The sequence below is a fragment of the Burkholderia singularis genome, assembly GCF_001718875.1.
GTDB lineage: Bacteria > Pseudomonadota > Gammaproteobacteria > Burkholderiales > Burkholderiaceae > Burkholderia > Burkholderia singularis.
Window position 1 is genome coordinate 2,607,385 of record NZ_CP013448.1, and the last position, 16,720, is coordinate 2,624,104.

14 protein-coding genes, 1 tRNA gene and 1 pseudogene are annotated in these 16,720 nt (G+C 62.3%); 3 read left to right on the top strand and 13 right to left on the bottom strand.

The features are described 5' to 3' along the window. Positions 1-20 precede the first annotated feature (20 nt). The 11 genes and pseudogenes from pheS to AQ611_RS11590 form a co-directional block, all read right to left on the bottom strand. On the bottom strand, positions 21-1,034 hold the full coding sequence (pheS, locus tag AQ611_RS11540) for a phenylalanine--tRNA ligase subunit alpha (protein WP_069234597.1): 1,014 nt from the start codon (positions 1,032-1,034) through the stop codon (positions 21-23). A 161-nt stretch (positions 1,035-1,195) separates the two neighbouring features. Continuing rightward, positions 1,196-1,555 (bottom strand): 50S ribosomal protein L20, encoded by a 360-nt coding sequence (gene rplT / locus AQ611_RS11545; protein WP_004192938.1) that lies wholly within the window; start codon positions 1,553-1,555, stop codon positions 1,196-1,198. Positions 1,556-1,585: 30 nt separating this feature from the next. Continuing rightward, entirely contained in the window at positions 1,586-1,783 is a 198-nt protein-coding gene (gene rpmI, locus AQ611_RS11550) for a 50S ribosomal protein L35 (protein WP_004191477.1), read from the bottom strand. 190 nt (positions 1,784-1,973) lie between these two features. Beyond that, positions 1,974-2,498 (bottom strand): translation initiation factor IF-3, encoded by a 525-nt coding sequence (infC, locus tag AQ611_RS11555; protein WP_082710295.1) that lies wholly within the window; start codon positions 2,496-2,498, stop codon positions 1,974-1,976. Positions 2,499-2,547: 49 nt separating this feature from the next. After that, the gene (gene thrS / locus AQ611_RS11560) at positions 2,548-4,455 is read right to left on the bottom strand and encodes a threonine--tRNA ligase (protein WP_069234598.1); all 1,908 of its coding nucleotides are present in this window, start codon (positions 4,453-4,455) and stop codon (positions 2,548-2,550) included. 222 nt (positions 4,456-4,677) lie between these two features. Continuing rightward, a tRNA-Val gene (locus AQ611_RS11565) sits at positions 4,678-4,754 on the bottom strand. A 110-nt stretch (positions 4,755-4,864) separates the two neighbouring features. Continuing rightward, the gene (locus AQ611_RS11570) at positions 4,865-7,102 is read right to left on the bottom strand and encodes a RelA/SpoT family protein (protein WP_069235271.1); all 2,238 of its coding nucleotides are present in this window, start codon (positions 7,100-7,102) and stop codon (positions 4,865-4,867) included. 54 nt (positions 7,103-7,156) lie between these two features. Then, positions 7,157-7,510, bottom strand: a complete 354-nt coding sequence (locus AQ611_RS11575) for a RidA family protein (RefSeq protein ID WP_069234599.1) — start codon at positions 7,508-7,510, stop codon at positions 7,157-7,159. A gap of 112 nt (positions 7,511-7,622) precedes the next feature. Beyond that, positions 7,623-8,629: pseudogene (locus AQ611_RS11580) on the bottom strand (alpha/beta fold hydrolase). Positions 8,630-8,936: 307 nt separating this feature from the next. Further along, positions 8,937-9,578, bottom strand: a complete 642-nt coding sequence (locus AQ611_RS11585; protein WP_069234600.1) for a CoA transferase subunit B — start codon at positions 9,576-9,578, stop codon at positions 8,937-8,939. A gap of 1 nt (position 9,579) precedes the next feature. Further along, entirely contained in the window at positions 9,580-10,284 is a 705-nt protein-coding gene (locus AQ611_RS11590) for a CoA transferase subunit A (protein ID WP_059518577.1), read from the bottom strand. Positions 10,285-10,532: 248 nt separating this feature from the next. Here AQ611_RS11590 and AQ611_RS11595 point away from each other — a divergent pair, with 248 nt between their 5' ends. Together AQ611_RS11595 and AQ611_RS11600 are read left to right on the top strand one after the other, a co-directional pair. Continuing rightward, a complete protein-coding gene (locus tag AQ611_RS11595) occupies positions 10,533-11,081 on the top strand; it encodes a LuxR C-terminal-related transcriptional regulator (protein ID WP_069234601.1) in 549 nt (182 codons plus the stop codon). 616 nt (positions 11,082-11,697) lie between these two features. Beyond that, entirely contained in the window at positions 11,698-13,221 is a 1,524-nt protein-coding gene (locus AQ611_RS11600) for a glycoside hydrolase 5 family protein (RefSeq protein WP_059518584.1), read from the top strand. Positions 13,222-13,453: 232 nt separating this feature from the next. Here AQ611_RS11600 and AQ611_RS11605 read toward each other — a convergent pair whose 3' ends face one another. Both AQ611_RS11605 and AQ611_RS11610 read right to left on the bottom strand, forming a co-directional pair. Continuing rightward, a complete protein-coding gene (locus AQ611_RS11605) occupies positions 13,454-13,897 on the bottom strand; it encodes an acyl-CoA thioesterase (protein WP_059518586.1) in 444 nt (147 codons plus the stop codon). Positions 13,898-13,940: 43 nt separating this feature from the next. Then, entirely contained in the window at positions 13,941-14,720 is a 780-nt protein-coding gene (locus tag AQ611_RS11610; RefSeq protein WP_059518588.1) for an SDR family oxidoreductase, read from the bottom strand. Positions 14,721-14,900: 180 nt separating this feature from the next. Here AQ611_RS11610 and AQ611_RS11615 point away from each other — a divergent pair, with 180 nt between their 5' ends. Further along, complete coding sequence (locus AQ611_RS11615; RefSeq protein WP_059518590.1) at positions 14,901-16,571, top strand: electron transfer flavoprotein-ubiquinone oxidoreductase; 1,671 nt, start codon at positions 14,901-14,903, stop codon at positions 16,569-16,571. Positions 16,572-16,720: the final 149 nt, after the last annotated feature.

Here is a 16,720-nt window from a genome sequence, read left to right on the forward strand (position 1 = left end):
GAGCGAGGCGGTCGCGCGGGTCAGGCGAATTGCCGCAGGAAACGCAGATCGTTCTCGAAGAACAGACGCAGATCCTGCACACCGTAGCGCAGCATCGTCAGCCGCTCGAGGCCGCTGCCGAACGCAAAGCCGATGTAGCGCTCGGGATCGAAGCCCATGTTGCGGATCACGGTCGGATGCACCTGCCCCGAACCGGAGATCTCAAGCCATTTGCCCGCGTTCTTGCCGTGCTCGAACATCATGTCGATCTCGGCCGACGGCTCGGTAAAGGGAAAGTACGACGGGCGAAAACGCACGAGAATATCGTCGCGCTCGAAGAATTTCTTCAAAAAATCGGTGTAGACGCCTTTTAGATCCGCGAAGCTGACGTTCTCGTCGATCCACAGCCCTTCGACCTGGTTGAACATCGGCGAGTGCGTCGCGTCGCTGTCGACGCGGTACGTGCGGCCCGGCGCGATCACCTTGATCGGCGGCCGGTTCATCCGCGCGTAGCGGACCTGCATCGGACTCGTATGGGTACGCAGCAGCAGCGGACGGCCGTCGGCGTCCTTGCCGTCGATGTAAAACGTATCCTGCATCGAACGCGCCGGATGGTTCTCCGGGCTGTTCAGCGCAGTAAAGTTGTACCAATCCGTTTCGATCTCGGGGCCGTCGGCCACGTCGAAGCCGATCGAGCGGAAAATCTGCTCGACGCGCTCCCAGGTGCGCATCACCGGATGCAGGCTGCCCGTGCCCGCGCCACGGCCGGGCAGCGTGACGTCGATCGCCTCGGCGGCAAGACGCTGATTCAGCAGCGCATCGGCGAGCGCTTGGCGGCGCGCGTTGAGCGCGGCCTCGACCTGCTGCTTCGCGACATTGATTTGCGCGCCTTCCGTCTTGCGCGAGTCGGGATCGAGCTTGCCGAGGTTCTTCAGCCGCTCGGTCAACACGCCCGACTTACCGAGGAAGCGCGCCTTTTCGTTCTCGAGCGTGGTGATATCGGCAGCCCCTTCGAACGACTGCTTCGCATCGGCGACAATCTGATCCAGATCCATTGGTCCCTTCACTTCCCACGTCAAGGGTTCAGCGCGCATCCGCGACGACACGAAAGCGCCCGACCCAACAAAAAAGGGGCTCGGAAGAGCCCCGTTTTCGCTGCAGCGGCCGAGATTACCGGAGCATCGCTGCAACTGACCACGCAGTGCTAATCTCGCAATTAGGCTGCAACGGCGGCTTTCACCTGCTTGACGATCGCGGCAAAAGCAGCCTTGTCGAACACCGCCATGTCGGCCAGCACCTTGCGGTCGAGTTCGATCGACGCCTTCTTCAGGCCGTTGATGAACACGCTGTAGGTCATGTCGTGCTGACGCACGGCCGCATTGATACGCGTGATCCACAGTGCGCGGAACACACGCTTCTTGTTGCGGCGATCGCGATACGCATACTGGCCCGCGCGCATCACCGCCTGCTTGGCGATGCGGTAGACGTTATTGCGGCGGCCGCGATAACCCTTGGCCAGGTTGATGATCTTCTTGTGGCGGGCCCGTGCGGTTACCCCACGTTTGACTCGAGGCATGTTTCTCTCCTGTGAGTATCGGTTGAGGGCTTACGCGAACGGGAGCATCGCGCGGACGGAGTTCAGATCGGAATCATGAACTGCCGTGGCGCCGCGCAGATGGCGCTTGTTCTTCGTGGTTTTCTTGGTCAGGATGTGGCGCTTGAAGGCTTGACCGCGCTTGACGGTGCCGCCCGGACGCACCACGAAGCGCTTGGCAGCGCTCTTCTTGGTCTTCATCTTAGGCATGACGAACAACTCCAGTTTATTTGATGGAGATGGGTGTGCGGTTGGCTCTTCGCCCCTGACCCGCCCTTCGAAACCCAGTCCACTTGTGTACGGCGCGCCGCAAGCAGCCGCCGTCGTTTCTAGCGTGCCGCCCCGACAGGGCGACACGCCGAACCACTGCAAAGCCGCGCGCATGTCGCGCGCAGGCCGGTTACTTCTTCTTCTTCGGCGAGAGCACCATGATCATCTGGCGCCCTTCCATCTTCGGCATCTGCTCGACCTGGCCCACTTCCTCGAGATCGGTGCGCAAACGCTCGAGCATGCGCATGCCGATTTCCTGGTGAGCCATTTCGCGGCCGCGGAAACGCAACGTGATCTTCGTCTTGTCGCCTTCCTCGAGGAAGCGCACGAGGTTGCGAAGCTTGACGTTGTAATCACCGTCATCGGTACCCGGGCGGAATTTGACTTCCTTGACCTGGATGACCTTCTGCTTCAGCTTCGCCTCATGCTGCTTCTTGGCTTCCTGGTACTTGAACTTGCCGTAATCCATCAAGCGGCAAACCGGCGGAACCGCCTGCGGCGCGATTTCCACCAGATCAACATCCAGTTCCTCCGATTTACGGAAAGCATCGGCGAGCTTTACGATACCGAGCGGTTCGTTCTCGATTCCGACCAGACGCACTTCCGGCGCAGTAATTTCACCGTTGATGCGATGCGACGACTTATCAGTAGCGATGTTACGTTTCCTCTAAAAATTAAAAAAACGAGCCGCGCTGCCAGGGCGGTTACTTGAACGCCTGGATTTCTCCACGCAGGCGCTCAACAAAGGCCTCGACCGGGAGAACCCCCAGATCGACGCCGCCACGGGCACGCACGGCTACCGTTTGCGCTTCACGCTCCTTATCGCCTACGACGAGCAGGTAGGGAACTTTTTCGAGCGTGTGCTCGCGTATTTTATAGCTAATTTTCTCGTTGCGCAAATCAACCGACGCTCTAACCCCTTGTTTTTGCAATGTTTGAGCAACAGATTGCGCATATTCGGCCTGACTTTCAGCGATATTCAGCACAACCGCCTGCACCGGGGCAAGCCAAATCGGCATTGCACCAGCATGGTGCTCAATCAGAATGCCGAGAAAACGCTCCATCGAACCGACAATCGCCCGATGCAGCATCACCGGCCGGCGGCGGCTATTGTCCTCGGCGACGTACTCCGCGCCGAGCCGCTCCGGCAGCAGCATGTCGAGCTGCAGCGTGCCGCACTGCCACGAACGGCCAAGCGCGTCCTTGATGTGGTACTCGATCTTCGGGCCATAGAACGCGCCCTCGCCCGGCAGCTCCTCCCACTCGAGGCCGCACGCCTTCAGCGCGTTGCGCAGGCCCTCTTCCGCGTGATCCCAAGTCTCGTCCGAGCCCATCCGCTGCTCCGGACGCAGCGACAGCTTGATGTCGATGCGCTCGAAGCCGAAATCGTCGTAGACGCTCATCGCAAGCTTGTTGAACGCGATCGCCTCGGCATTGATCTGGTCTTCCGTGCAAAAGATGTGCGCATCGTCCTGCACGAAGCCGCGCACACGCATCAGCCCGTGCAGCGCGCCCGACGCCTCGTTGCGATGGCACGAGCCGAATTCCGCATAACGCAGCGGCAGATCGCGGTACGAACGCAACCCGTGCTTGAACACCTGCACGTGCCCCGGACAGTTCATCGGCTTGATCGCGTAGTCGCGCTTCTCCGACTCTGTCGTAAACATGTTGTCGCGATAGTTCTGCCAATGGCCCGACGCCTCCCACAGCGAGCGGTCCATGATCATCGGCGTCTTGATCTCGAGATAGCCCGCGTCATTCAGCCGGCGGCGCATGTACTGTTCGACCTGCTGCCACAGCGTCCATCCCTTCGGATGCCAGAACACCATGCCGGGCGACTCTTCCTGAATATGGAACAGATCGAGCTGCTTGCCGAGCTTGCGGTGATCGCGCTTTTCCGCCTCTTCGAGCATGTGCAGATACGCGTCCTGGTCTTCCTTTTTCGTCCACGCGGTGCCGTAGATCCGCTGCAACTGCTCGTTCCTCGAATCGCCGCGCCAGTACGCGCCCGCCACCTTCATCAGCTTGAAGACCTTCAACTTGCCGGTCGACGGCACGTGAGGGCCGCGGCACAAATCGGTGAAGCCGCCGTGCGAATACAGTTTGATCTCGTCGCTCGACGGAATCGATTCAATGATCTCGGCCTTGTATTTCTCGCCGATGCCCCGGAAGTACGCAACGGCCTCGTCGCGCGACACGACGCGGCGCGTGACCGGTTCGTCCTTTTTCGCGAGCTCCTGCATCCGCTTTTCGATCTTCTCGAGATCCTCCGGCGTGAAAGGCCGGCTATACGAGAAGTCATAATAGAAACCGTTGTCGATCACGGGGCCGATCGTTACCTGGGCTTCCGGATACAGTTCCTTGACCGCATAGGCGAGCAGGTGGGCCGTCGAGTGACGGATGATGTCGAGACCGTCCGCATCCTTGTCCGTGACGATCGCAAGCGATGCGTCGCGATCGATCAGCGCGGACATATCGACGAGTTCGCCGTCCAGCTTGCCGCCGAGCGCAGCCTTCGCGAGGCCGGGACCGATCGACGCCGCGACTTCGGCGACCGTCACCGGATGCTCGTACTGGCGAATCGAGCCGTCGGGCAGGCGTATCGAAACCATATTGGCAATCTCCGTGATGCCGACAGTGAGCGGCGGATTGAGCCGCGCACGAGGAAACGCCCCAAACGCGCGACAAAAAAAATGCGGCCCCGCTTTCGAGGGGCCGCATTCTGATACTTCAAAACCACAAGGCGAAAACGTTCCTCGACTAGCGCCGCTCCGAATGAATTTCGGTCAACGTTCGCGGTGTCATAACCGTATTCGCCTTTTGCGATGTGTCATTGGTAGGCTCGATTGGATTCGAACCAACGACCCCCACCATGTCAAGGTGGTGCTCTAACCAACTGAGCTACGAGCCTGAAGAAGCTGAAATTATATGGAGCTTTTTTAGGCTTGGCAATAGCTTTCGTGCATTTTGTTCAGAAAAATTCGCACCCCATTGCCATCGCCAGCCGCCCCTCGGCGGCGTTCATGCCTTGCGCGCCGCCCGCACGACGCCCGCCACCTCACCGAGCAACGTGCACGCGCGCTGCACCTGCGACGAACTCGACACTTCGACCGTAAATTGCATGAACGCCGTGTTCCGGCGGCTCTGCGTCTTCACGCCGGTCACGTTCATCTTCTCGCGCGCGAACACTTCGGAGATGTCGCGCAACAGCCCCTGCCGGTCGGTTGCCTCGATCATCAGGTCGACCGGATAGACCGACACGCCGCGCCCGCCCAGCACGTCGGCGGACCACGTCGTCTGCAGCACGCGCTCCGGCGCGCGTTCGGCCATCCGCCGGAACATCGCGCAATCGCTGCGGTGAATCGACATTCCCTTACCACGCGTGACGAAACCGCTGATCGCGTCCGGCGGTGCCGGACGACAGCAGCGCGCGAGCTGCGTGAGAAGCGCGTCGACACCGACGACGAGTACGCCCGTCGACGCGCCTTGCGTGACGCTCGCGCCGCTGCTGCGCTTCTCGAAATTCTCGGGCGCTTCGGGCTCGGGCTCCGGTTGCGGTGCATCGGAAAGCGCCTGCTCGACGTTGCGCAGGCTGAACTCTTCCTTGCCGACTGCCGAGAACAGTTCGTCGGACGACTTGAAGCCGAGCTTCGCCGCAAGCTGCTCGAGATTCACCGACGTCTTGCCTTCGCGCTGCAACGTCTTCTCGACAAGCGCGCGGCCGCGCGCAACGTTCTCTTGCTGGTCGATCAGGTTGAACCATGCGCGCACCTTCTGACGTGCCCGCGCGCTGCGCAGATAACCAAGCTGCGGATTGAGCCAGTCGCGCGACGGGCCGCCCTCCTTCACCGTGACGATCTCGACCGTCTGCCCGTTCGCAAGCGGCGTGTTGAGCGGCACCATCGCCCCGTCGACGTGCGCGCCGCGGCAGCGGTGGCCAAGCTCGCTGTGCAGGTGATACGCGAAGTCGACCGGCGTCGCGCCCTGCGGCAGCGCGATCACGCGCGCCTGCGGCGTCAGCACGTAGATGTGATCGTCGGCGAGCGACGTCTCGCGCAATTGCGCCCACGCGTCGCGACCGCTCGCCTCGCCGCCGCTTTCCGCGACGTCGTCCTTCCACGCGAGCAGTTGGCGCAGCCATGCGATCTTCTCGTCGTATTTGTCACTCGCCTCGAACTGACCGCCGTAACCGCGCGCGCCCGCTTCCTTGTAACGCCAGTGCGCGGCAACGCCGTATTCGGCGAAGTTGTGCATCTCCTGCGTGCGGATCTGCACTTCGAATGCGCGGCCGTCGTCGCCTATGACGACCGTGTGCAGCGATTTATAACCGTTCGGCTTGGGCCGCGAGATGTAATCGTCGAACTCCTTCGGCACCGGCTGCCACAGGTGATGAACGATGCCGAGTACCGTATAGCAATCCTTGATGTCCGGCACGATCACGCGAAACGCGCGCACATCGTAAAGCTCGGAGAAATCGAGTTCCTTGCCGCGCATCTTGCGCCAGATGCTGTAGATATGCTTGGGCCGGCCGCTCACGTCGGCGTGGATCTGCGCGGCGGCCAGCTCGCGCTCGAGACGCCCGATTGCTTGCGCGACGTATGCTTCGCGCTCGGCGCGCTTCTCGTCGAGCAGTTTCGCGATGCGTTTATAGGTAACGGGGTCCTCGAAGCGAAACGCGAGATCCTCCAGTTCCCACTTGAGCTGCCAGATACCGAGCCGGTTCGCGAGCGGCGCATAGATCTCGAGCGTCTCGCGCGCCAACTCCGGCGGCGGCGCGATCTTCGCGGCGGCGTAGTAGCGCATCGACTGCAACCGCGACGCGAGCCGGATCAGCACGACGCGAATGTCCTGCGCGAACGCGAGCAGCATCTTGCGCAGCGCCTCGATCTGCGCGCGCCGCTGCGCCTGCGCGTCGCGGCCTGCATCGGCCCCCGCGTTCTGCGCGGCGCGCAGACTGACGGTGCCCAGGCGCAACAGCTTGCGCACGTCGTTGACGAGTTGCACGACCTCGTTGCCGAAATGCGCGGCGATCTGCGTCTCGGGATCGTTCAAATGCGGCGTCAGCGCGAAGAGCGCGGCCGCGCTCACCGCGGGCGGATCGACGTTCAGCCGCTGCATGATCGACGCCGTGCCCGCCGCATGCTCGACGAGCGGCTCGCCCGACGACAGCCGCGCATCGCCCGCGTGCTCGCGCACGAATGCGAGCGCGTCGTCGAACGACGGCGCCGCAACGGCGGCAGAAGCCGATTCGGCTGTCATTGGCGTGCCCTGCTTCATCGGTACGTCGTATTGCCCAACCACGCGGCTTGGGCTTCAGCTCCGTTGCGCGGCGACGACCACCACTTCGACGAGGCAGGCCGGATCGGCCAGCTTCGCCTCGACGGTTGCGCGCGGCGGCGTCGCGCCCGGTGCGACCCATGCGTCCCACACTTCATTCATGCCCGGGAAGTTCGCCATGTCGGAGATGAAAATCTGCACCGACAGCAGATGCGACTTGTCGCTGCCCGCCTCGGCGAGCAGGCGATCGATGTGGCCGAGCACTTCGCGCGTCTGGCCCTTGATGTCCTGGGCGGTGTCCTCAGCGATCTGGCCCGCGAGATAGACCGTGCCGTTGTGGATAGCAATTTCGGAAAGACGGGGGCCGACGTGGTGACGAATGACTGCCATGAGAAATCCCGGTTGGAAAGTTGATCGAAACACGGCGCGGCCCGCATCCGGATGAACCGCGCACGCTGACGGCCAAGCTGCGCCGAACCGCATATTATGACGCGTGCCGCGCTTATGCGATGAAGAATCGACGCGCAATCGCAATTTGATCGGCGCTCACGAACGCCGGCGCATGGCCCGCTTGCGCGATCTCGACGCTCGACACCTCGCGCCCGCGCGCCTTCATCTCAGCCACCGTCTCGCTCGACAGCAAATCCGACTGCGCGCCGCGCACGACCAACAGCGGGCCGCCGAACGCTTCGAGTGCTCGCCACAGCAGCGCTTCGCCTAGCGCATTCGCCTCGGGCGTCGCGGCGGCGAACGGCTCGACGATCCGCGGATCGTAGCGTGTGCGCCAACCGCCGTCCGCGTCCTGCTTGAGCAGCGGCCGGTTGATCTCGCGCCACTCGTCAGGCGTGAGCGGGCCGAACGGCAGCGACAGCGAAGTCAAATAATCGACCCCTTCCTGCTCGGTCGCAAAACGCTTGTCGAGCCCGAGATATTCGCCGATCCGCGCCAGCGCCGGCGGCTCGATATGCGGGCCGATATCGTTGACGAGCATCCTGCCGATCGGCGTGCCCGGCAACCCGCCGAGCGCGAGCCCGATCAAGCCGCCCATCGACGTGCCGAACCAGTCGACCCGTTCGACGTCGAGCCGCGCGATCAGCGTCACCATGTCGGCGACGTATTGCGGTATGCCGTAGAGCTTCGGGTCGGCCAGCCAGTCGGAGCGGCCACGCCCGACGACGTCGGGACACACGACGCGGTAGACATCGGCGAGCGCTGCGGCAAGCCGGTCGAAATCGCGCCCCGAGCGGGTCAGGCCGTGCACGCAGACAAGCACGCGGGGATTGTCCGGTTCGCCCCACTCGGTATAGGCGACATGGTGCAGACCCACGGGGCTCGCGCATTGGACACGGCGCTCGCGAGGCCGCCGCAAAGAGGAAGGGGCAAGGTTCGATGACATCTGCGCATCCTGACGAACAATCGGCATGAAGAACGCCCGCCGCGCCGAAGGAGACGGGCCACCGGGCACACGGATCGATTGTAATCCGCGTTGCGCCGGCTTGATCCGCGGATCGGCCATTCGGCCGATGCGGCACGTTGCGCATCCCCCCGCCGACGCCCTTCATGCGAAGCCTGGCGTCATTCATACCGGCATGAGCCCCCTTTGCCGGCCACAGCGACAATGTCAACCGCAAGCGAGCGCGCGGCCGTCCTGGGCCAGCACGGCCGCGCACAGCAAAACGCCCCGCGCTTTACCCAACGCGGGGCGTTTTACGGCATGGGCCGGCGGCCGGGTTTCAGCGCATGCCCGCCAGGCAACGGCTACTCGGCAACACAAACAAGACTGCCGCCGCACCGCGCCGGCCGCCCACCATATCCACTACGCGAACGCGCTCACGTCGAGCGGCGCGCCGGTTTTCGCCTGGATCTCGTCGACGCTCACGCCGTCGGCCAGTTCGACGAGCTTCAGCCCGTCCTTCGTCACATCGATCACGCCAAGATCGGTGATGATCCGGTCGACGACGCCAACGCCCGTCAACGGCAGCGAACATGTATCGAGAATCTTGTGCTGGTTGCCCTTCGCAACATGTTCCATCAATACGATCACGCGCTTGACGCCCGCGACGAGATCCATCGCGCCGCCCATCCCCTTGATCATCTTGCCCGGGATCATCCAGTTCGCGAGATCGCCGTTCTTGCTGACCTGCATTGCGCCGAGGATCGCGAGGTTGATGTGGCCGCCGCGAATCATCGCGAACGAATCGGCCGACGAGAAAATCGACGAGCCCGGCAGTGTCGTCACGGTCTGCTTGCCCGCGTTGATGAGATCGGCGTCGACTTCGTCCTCGGTCGGCGACGGCCCGATGCCGAGCAGACCGTTCTCCGATTGCAGCCAGACTTCGATGCCCGCCGGCACGTGATTCGCGACGAGCGTCGGCAACCCGATACCGAGATTCACATAAAAACCGTCCTGCAGTTCCTGCGCCGCGCGCGCGGCCATCTGATCACGATTCCAAGCCATCTCAGTCTCCTTTCGCGCGCACGACGCGTTGTTCGATGCGTTTTTCCGGCGTCGCATTGAGTACGAGCCGCTGCACGAAGATGCCCGGCGTATGGATCTGATCCGGATCGAATTCGCCGTTCTCGACGATCTCCTCGACCTCGGCGACCGTGATGCGCCCCGCCATCGCGCACATCGGGTTGAAGTTGCGAGCGGTGCGGCGATAAATCAGATTGCCCGACTTGTCGGCCTTCCACGCCTTCACGAGCGCGACATCGGCGGTCAGCGACGGCTCCAGCACATACTGCTTGCCGCCGAACTCGCGCGTCTCCTTGCCTTCGGCGATCACGGTGCCGTAGCCTGTCTGCGTGAAGAACGCCGGGATGCCCGCGCCGCCCGCGCGCAGCTTTTCGGCAAGCGTGCCTTGCGGCGTGAATTCAAGCTCGAGTTCGCCGGCCAGATACTGACGCTCGAATTCCTTGTTCTCGCCGACGTATGACGAAACCATTTTCTTGATCTGCCGGGTTTCGAGCAGCAGGCCAAGACCGAAGCCGTCAACGCCCGCATTGTTGCTGATACAGGTAATACCCTTCACGCCGGAATCGCGCAGCGCGGTGATCAGCGCCTCGGGAATCCCGCACAAGCCGAAGCCGCCCACCGCAAAGGTCTGTCCATCGCTCACGATGCCCTCGAGCGCGGCAGCCGCACTGGGGTAGATTTTGTTCATCTGTGTCCCTTCCTCTATGGAAAACGGTTCGACGGCTCATGCGGCGCGCCCGTCCGCCTGCTCCGTCACACCACATTCTAGGCACGCGCGGCCCATGCTGCCGCGATGCGCTTGTTCTCATCGCCGCAGCCCGAGAGCCGCGACCTGCCCGAAAGGGTACGATGCGCTCGACATGGGGCACAATACGCAAAAATGCATAAGTGTTCACCGTAGCCCGCACGGCATCCCGCCACCGCCCACCCGCTTCCATGCCTGCCATCGACTATCAGACCGCATTCCACCTCGCGCCGATCGGCCTCGTCCTGTCTCGCGACCGGGTGATCGAGGACTGTAACGACGCGCTGGCCGCCATCTTCCGCTGCGCGGCGCGCACTGACCTGATCGGGCAATCGTTCGAAGCGCTCTATCCGTCGTCCGACGAGTTCGAGCGGATCGCGGAGCGGATCGCGCCGGTGATGATCGCGCACGGCAGCTACGCCGACGACCGAATCATGAAACGCGCAAGCGGCGAACTATTCTGGTGCCACGTGACGGGCCGCGCGCTCGAGCGCACCGCGCCACTTGCCGCCGGCGTATGGACATTCGAGGATTTGAGCGCGACGCGGCGAGTCGCGATCGAGCTTACGCCGCGCGAGCGAGAAATCGCCGCACAGCTCGTGACAGGCAAAACGAGCAAGCAAATCGGCCGCCTGCTCGACATCAGCTCCCGCACGGTCGATATCTACCGCGCACGGCTGATGCGCAAATACGGAACGGGCAATACGGCCGAGTTGGTGCAACGCCTGCTCGGGCGGTAAGCGGCCCGCAAAATCGGCCGCAGCAGCAGAAAAAGATAACGCAAAACAACCGGACCGCCATTAGCCGCGGTCAAAATTCGAAAAATAATGGAATTGGCCTATCCCATTATTCATCTCAAATTAATTCACATCCAAAATTCAATAATCCCATCTCTGAAAACCGATTCAATCAAAATTCGGGTCTACACTTTTCCGCGGAATTTATTTACCCTTATGCCCGGTAACCAGACCTAGAACAAGCGCACAGTAATATCAGACGAAAAGCAATGCATCTGCATTGTCCGGGTAATAATATTTAATAGATAGTTGAACGAGGATGCCAACCTTTCTGCCGGACGCTTCGACCGCGTCCATCCTTCGATCGGACCGACTCGCGATCCGGTGGCGCCGCTTCGCGGCTGACGCCGGACTCAGCCCTGCCATGCCTGCGGCAGGACCGCCGGCATGGCGCGCGGATATCGCGCAACGCTGAGCGACGAAGCAACCGAACAGTCGAGCAATCACGCGACAAAAGCGACCGTGCGTCAGCGCGGGGCCGCGGCATGTTTTCTCGCATAAATCAAACAACAACGATTTTTCAATCAACTACAACCAAACCTTAAGACCAGGTGCTTTCATGATTATCGCGAGAATAAGACCCTTCCTCCTTATTTTGATATTGGGTTTGATTGGCTGCCGCTCCTCTTTCGCCCAAACCAATACGCCGGTAACCGGAGTCGATGTAGGCGGCGAAATCCTCGATATTATCAATCAGAATTCCAAAAACCCGACACAAGCCATCAATAACTATATGGCCGGCATTGCGGCAATGAACGTGCGCTGGGTCCGTATTCATATCAATTGGGCAAACATCCAGTTGGCGAAGACCTGGATCATCCCCGGCGACCCCAATCCCGGCCCGACCAGCGGCCTATACTGGGGCGTCACGGACGCCGTCGTCCGGGCCGCCCGGAACAATGGCTTGCGAATTCTCGGCGTGATCACGTCCACGCCAAAATGGGCGGTCGGCGCGCAATGTCCGAGCAGCTATCGCAGCGGCATGTACACGCTGTGCGCGCCCGACCCCACGTCCTATACCAATTTCGCGAAGGCGGCCGCCAGCCACTACGGCAACGACAGCTACGGCGGGCGAATCGACGCATGGGAAATCTGGAACGAACCGAATTGCGGCCCCGACTTCATCCCGCACGATCCCGTGGCGTACACGCAAATTCTGAAAAGCGTCTATCCGGCGATCAAGCAGGTCAATCCGTCCGCTTATGTCTACGCGGGCGGCAGCTCGAGCTGCATCACCGCGCCGAACAACGGCACCGGCGCCCTGCCGGCGAACGGCGTGGCGGGCCTGGTCAATTCCACGAATCCGCAATATCCGGCTCCGGTGCAATGGGAGCCGCGCGATTGGCTGGCCGTTATGTATGCGAACGGCGCGCGCGGGTACTTCGACGCGCTCGCCCATCATCCGCACTGCCACAGTGACGACTGGCAGGCGCCAGGCAATCAGTGCCCGAACACCACGCTCAATTCGCAGTACCCGGATTACTCGAACGCGTTCAACATCATGTGGCACACGTTCTCGTCGCCGTCCTATGCGTGGCCGTCGCCTACCGGCAAGACTTTCGCGAGCTACACCGGCACCAGCCTGCGCGACCTGATGAACGCGAACGGCGATGCAGGAAAGTCCATCGCGATCACCGAATTCGGCGCGCCGACCACGGCGTCGGACGGCGCGACCAATTTCACCGGCCAACTGGGCGGCAGCCCGCAGCAATATACGAACGCCAATTTTCAGACGATGGCGCCGCCGTACCTGACGCAAGCCAATCAGGCGCGCGAGTACCGGGAGTTGATGGCGTGGATCAGCAATCAGCCCTATGGCCAGTACGGGCCCGTGTATGCGTATTCGTATTCGGACATGGCCCTGTCGTCGCCGTACAGCGGGGATATCTATGAACCGTATTTCGGCCTGGTGACGATTACCTCGTCGACGGGCGCGACCGGCACGGTGGGCGCGCCGAAGATTGCCGGGACGTACCAAGCCACGTCGAGCCCTTACTATCCGGCGTGGCCCAACTTCGGCGCCGCCGCCAAGGCGGCCGCCAGCCAGACGCCGGGTTACGCGCCGGTTGGTCCGGGTTGGTAAACATCTCGAAACATCGAGGCAAAGGCGGGCAGCCGCACGCGCGGCGCTCGCTGCCTTGCATGCACTAGCCGGCGGCATTCGCGGGAACCCGCCACGCTTGCCGCTTGATCGACGCAAATGCCGCCCCGCAAGCCGGAATCCCGCCGCATGCTGGGCGGCAAGCGCCGACGAACGGACGAGCGCCGGTTGCACGAACGGCCCACGGTGCGGCAAATACGCCGCCAGGCCGAAATCAGCGCCCCTCTATTCCCGCTGTTTTCGCCAGCGCGCTTTCGATCATCTGACGCAGCGCATCCGGCAGCGGCACCGATTTACCCAGCGCGTAATCGATCCACACACAGCGTGCATTGCCGCGCGCGTACAGGTGCTCGGGATCGTCCGCGCGGGTCAGCTCGAAACCGGTGTCGAAGCTGCTGCGCCCGGGCTTTGCCGCCGACATGCGCGCCACCACATCGCCCGGATAGTGCAATTGCTTCAAAAACTCCATCGACGCATTGACGATCACGGGCCCCTGCCCCTCGCCGTTGCCGCCCGCGATGCCGAGGGTCTCGAACCACGAGATTCGCGCCTGCTCCATGTAGCGGAAATAGACCGTGTTGTTCACATGGCCGAAGGCATCCATGTCGCCCCAACGAATCGGCATCGACATCTCGAAAACAGGGGTGTAATCGCTCATTGCACGCTTCTTTTCTACAAAATGACTATCCGGCGGCGCCTGCTCACGCGAGCCCGTGACCGTCGTCGGCCGAAATGATCGAGCCGTTGATGAATTGCGATTCATCGGCCGCGAGCAGCAACAGCAGACCGTCGAGATCCTGAGGCTTGCCGACCCGCCGGCGCGGCAACGCCGACTGCAGCTTCTGGCCCTGCTCGGTTTCCCACAGGTAATGATTGATCTCGGTATCGATATAGCCTGGGCAGATCGCATTCACGTTGATCCCGTAGCGCCCCCATTCGAGCGCCATCGCGCGCGTCATGTGGACGACGGCCGCCTTGCTCATCGCATAGAGGCCGATTTGCGCAAACGGCCGCAAACCCGCCACCGACGCGATGTTGATGATCCGGAACGCCGGCTTCCCATTGCCGCTGCCCGCGCGCATGATCATTCGCTTGGCGACTTCCTGCGCGACGAAGAACGCGCCGCGCGTGTTCGTATCGAATACATATTCGAAATCGGCGGGCGTCACGTCGACGAGCTTCTGCATCGTCGATACGCCCGAATTGTTGACGAGGATATCGATCGTGCCCGCCTCGGTTTCCGCATGCGCGACGGCCGCCTTGATGCTTGGATAGTCAGTGACGTCGAGCGACACCACATGCGCGGCACCGCCCGCCGCCTCGATCTCCGCGCGCAGCTCCTTGAGCCGCTCGACGCGGCGGCTCGCGAGCACCACTTTCGCGCCCGCCTGCGACAGCACCTGCGCAAAACGCTGGCCGAGGCCGCTCGATGCGCCCGTGACGAGCGCAACTTTTCCTTCCAGATTGATCGATCGGCCCATGCCGACTCCTATTGTTTTCAATGATGCAATGCCGCAACAGTATCATGCGTTCCGGCACGCATCCCAACCTCAAAAATAGAACGATCGTGCTAATCTACAGGTTCGCTGTTGCGGCAAGCGTTTTATTTAGCCGACAATACGGTCCCGAATAAAAGCATTCTAATGGTTAGAGGAGCGTTCATGACCCCCGCAAGCCTCATCGAGCAATACGGCCCTCGCGAATCGATGGAATACGACGTCGTGATCGTCGGCGGCGGCCCGGCGGGCCTGTCGGCGGCCATCCGGCTCAAGCAGCTGGCCGCGGAAAAAGGCACGGAAATCGGCGTCTGCGTGCTCGAAAAAGGCTCGGAAATCGGTGCGCACATTCTGTCGGGCGCAGTGATGGACCCGCGCGCGCTCAACGAGCTGATCCCCGACTGGAAAGCGCAAGGCGCGCCGCTCGACGTCGAGGTGACTGAAGACCGCTTCCTGTTCCTGACCGAGAAAAGCGCGTTCCAGGTGCCGAACTGGGCGCTGCCGGACAACTTCAAGAACCATGGCAACTACGTGATCAGTCTCGGCAACGTCACGCGCTGGCTGGGCCAGCAGGCCGAGGCGCTCGGCGTCGAGATCTTCCCGGGCTTTCCCGCCGCCGAGATCCTGTACAACGACGACGGCTCGGTCAAGGGCGTCGCGACGGGCAACATGGGCATCGGCAAGAACGGCGAGCCGACCGAGAACTTCCAGCTGGGCATGGAATTGCACGCGAAGTACACGCTGTTCGCGGAAGGCTGCCGCGGAAACCTCGGGCGCCAGTTGATCGACAAGTTCAAGCTGAACGCGCAGAGCGACCCGCAAGCCTACGGGATCGGCATCAAGGAGCTGTGGGAGATCGACCCCGTCAAGCACAAGCCGGGCCTCGTGATCCATACGGCGGGCTGGCCGCTGTCGTCCGATACCTATGGCGGCTCGTTCCTCTATCACCTGGACAACAACCAAGTCGTGGTCGGCTTCGTCGTCGGGCTGGCGTACTCGAACCCATATTTGTCGCCGTTCGAGGAGTTCCAGCGCTACAAGACCCATCCGTCGATCCGGCCGTTCCTCGAGGGCGGCAAACGCGTGTCATACGGCGCGCGGGCGATCACGGCGGGCGGGCTGCTGTCGCTGCCGAAGACCGTGTTCCCGGGTGGCGCGCTCGTCGGCGACGACGCGGGCTTCCTGAACGCATCGCGAATCAAGGGCAGCCACGCGGCGATCAAGACCGGGATGCTCGCCGCCGAAGCCGCGTTCGACGCGGTGCAGGCAGGCCGCCAGAACGACGAACTGAACGCGTATCCGGACGCGTTCAAGACTTCGTGGCTGCACACCGAGCTGTACCGCGCGCGTAACTTCAAGCAATGGATGAGCAAAGGGCTGTACCTCGGCACGTTGATGGTCGGCGTCGAGCAGAAGCTGATGAACGGCAACGTGCCGTGGACGCTGCACCATCAGCACGCGGACCACGAAATGCTGAAACCCGCGTCGCAATGTCAGCCGATCGATTATCCGAAGCCGGACGGCAAGCTGACTTTCGATCGCCTGTCGTCGGTGTTCATTTCGAACACGAATCACGAGGAGAATCAGCCGGCACACTTGACGCTCAAGGACGCAAGCGTGCCGGTGAACGTCAACCTGCACAAGTACGCGGGCCCGGAAAGCCGGTTTTGCCCGGCGGCGGTGTACGAATTCGTCAACGACGAAAATGGCGAACGGCTGGTGATCAATGCGCAGAACTGCGTGCACTGCAAGACCTGCGACATCAAGGATCCGACGCAGAACATCGTCTGGGTCACGCCCGAAGGCGGCGGCGGGCCGAATTATCCGAACATGTAACGCAGGGGTGCACGGACGCGCCGTGTGCCGGGTCCTGCCCCGGACCTGGGCGTCCGGCCCCGGCATTCAAACGAAACGGGCACCTTTGGGCGCCCGTTTTTTTGTGCCGCCACCGGCCGGGGCAGCCCGCCTGCCGCGAGCGAACCGCC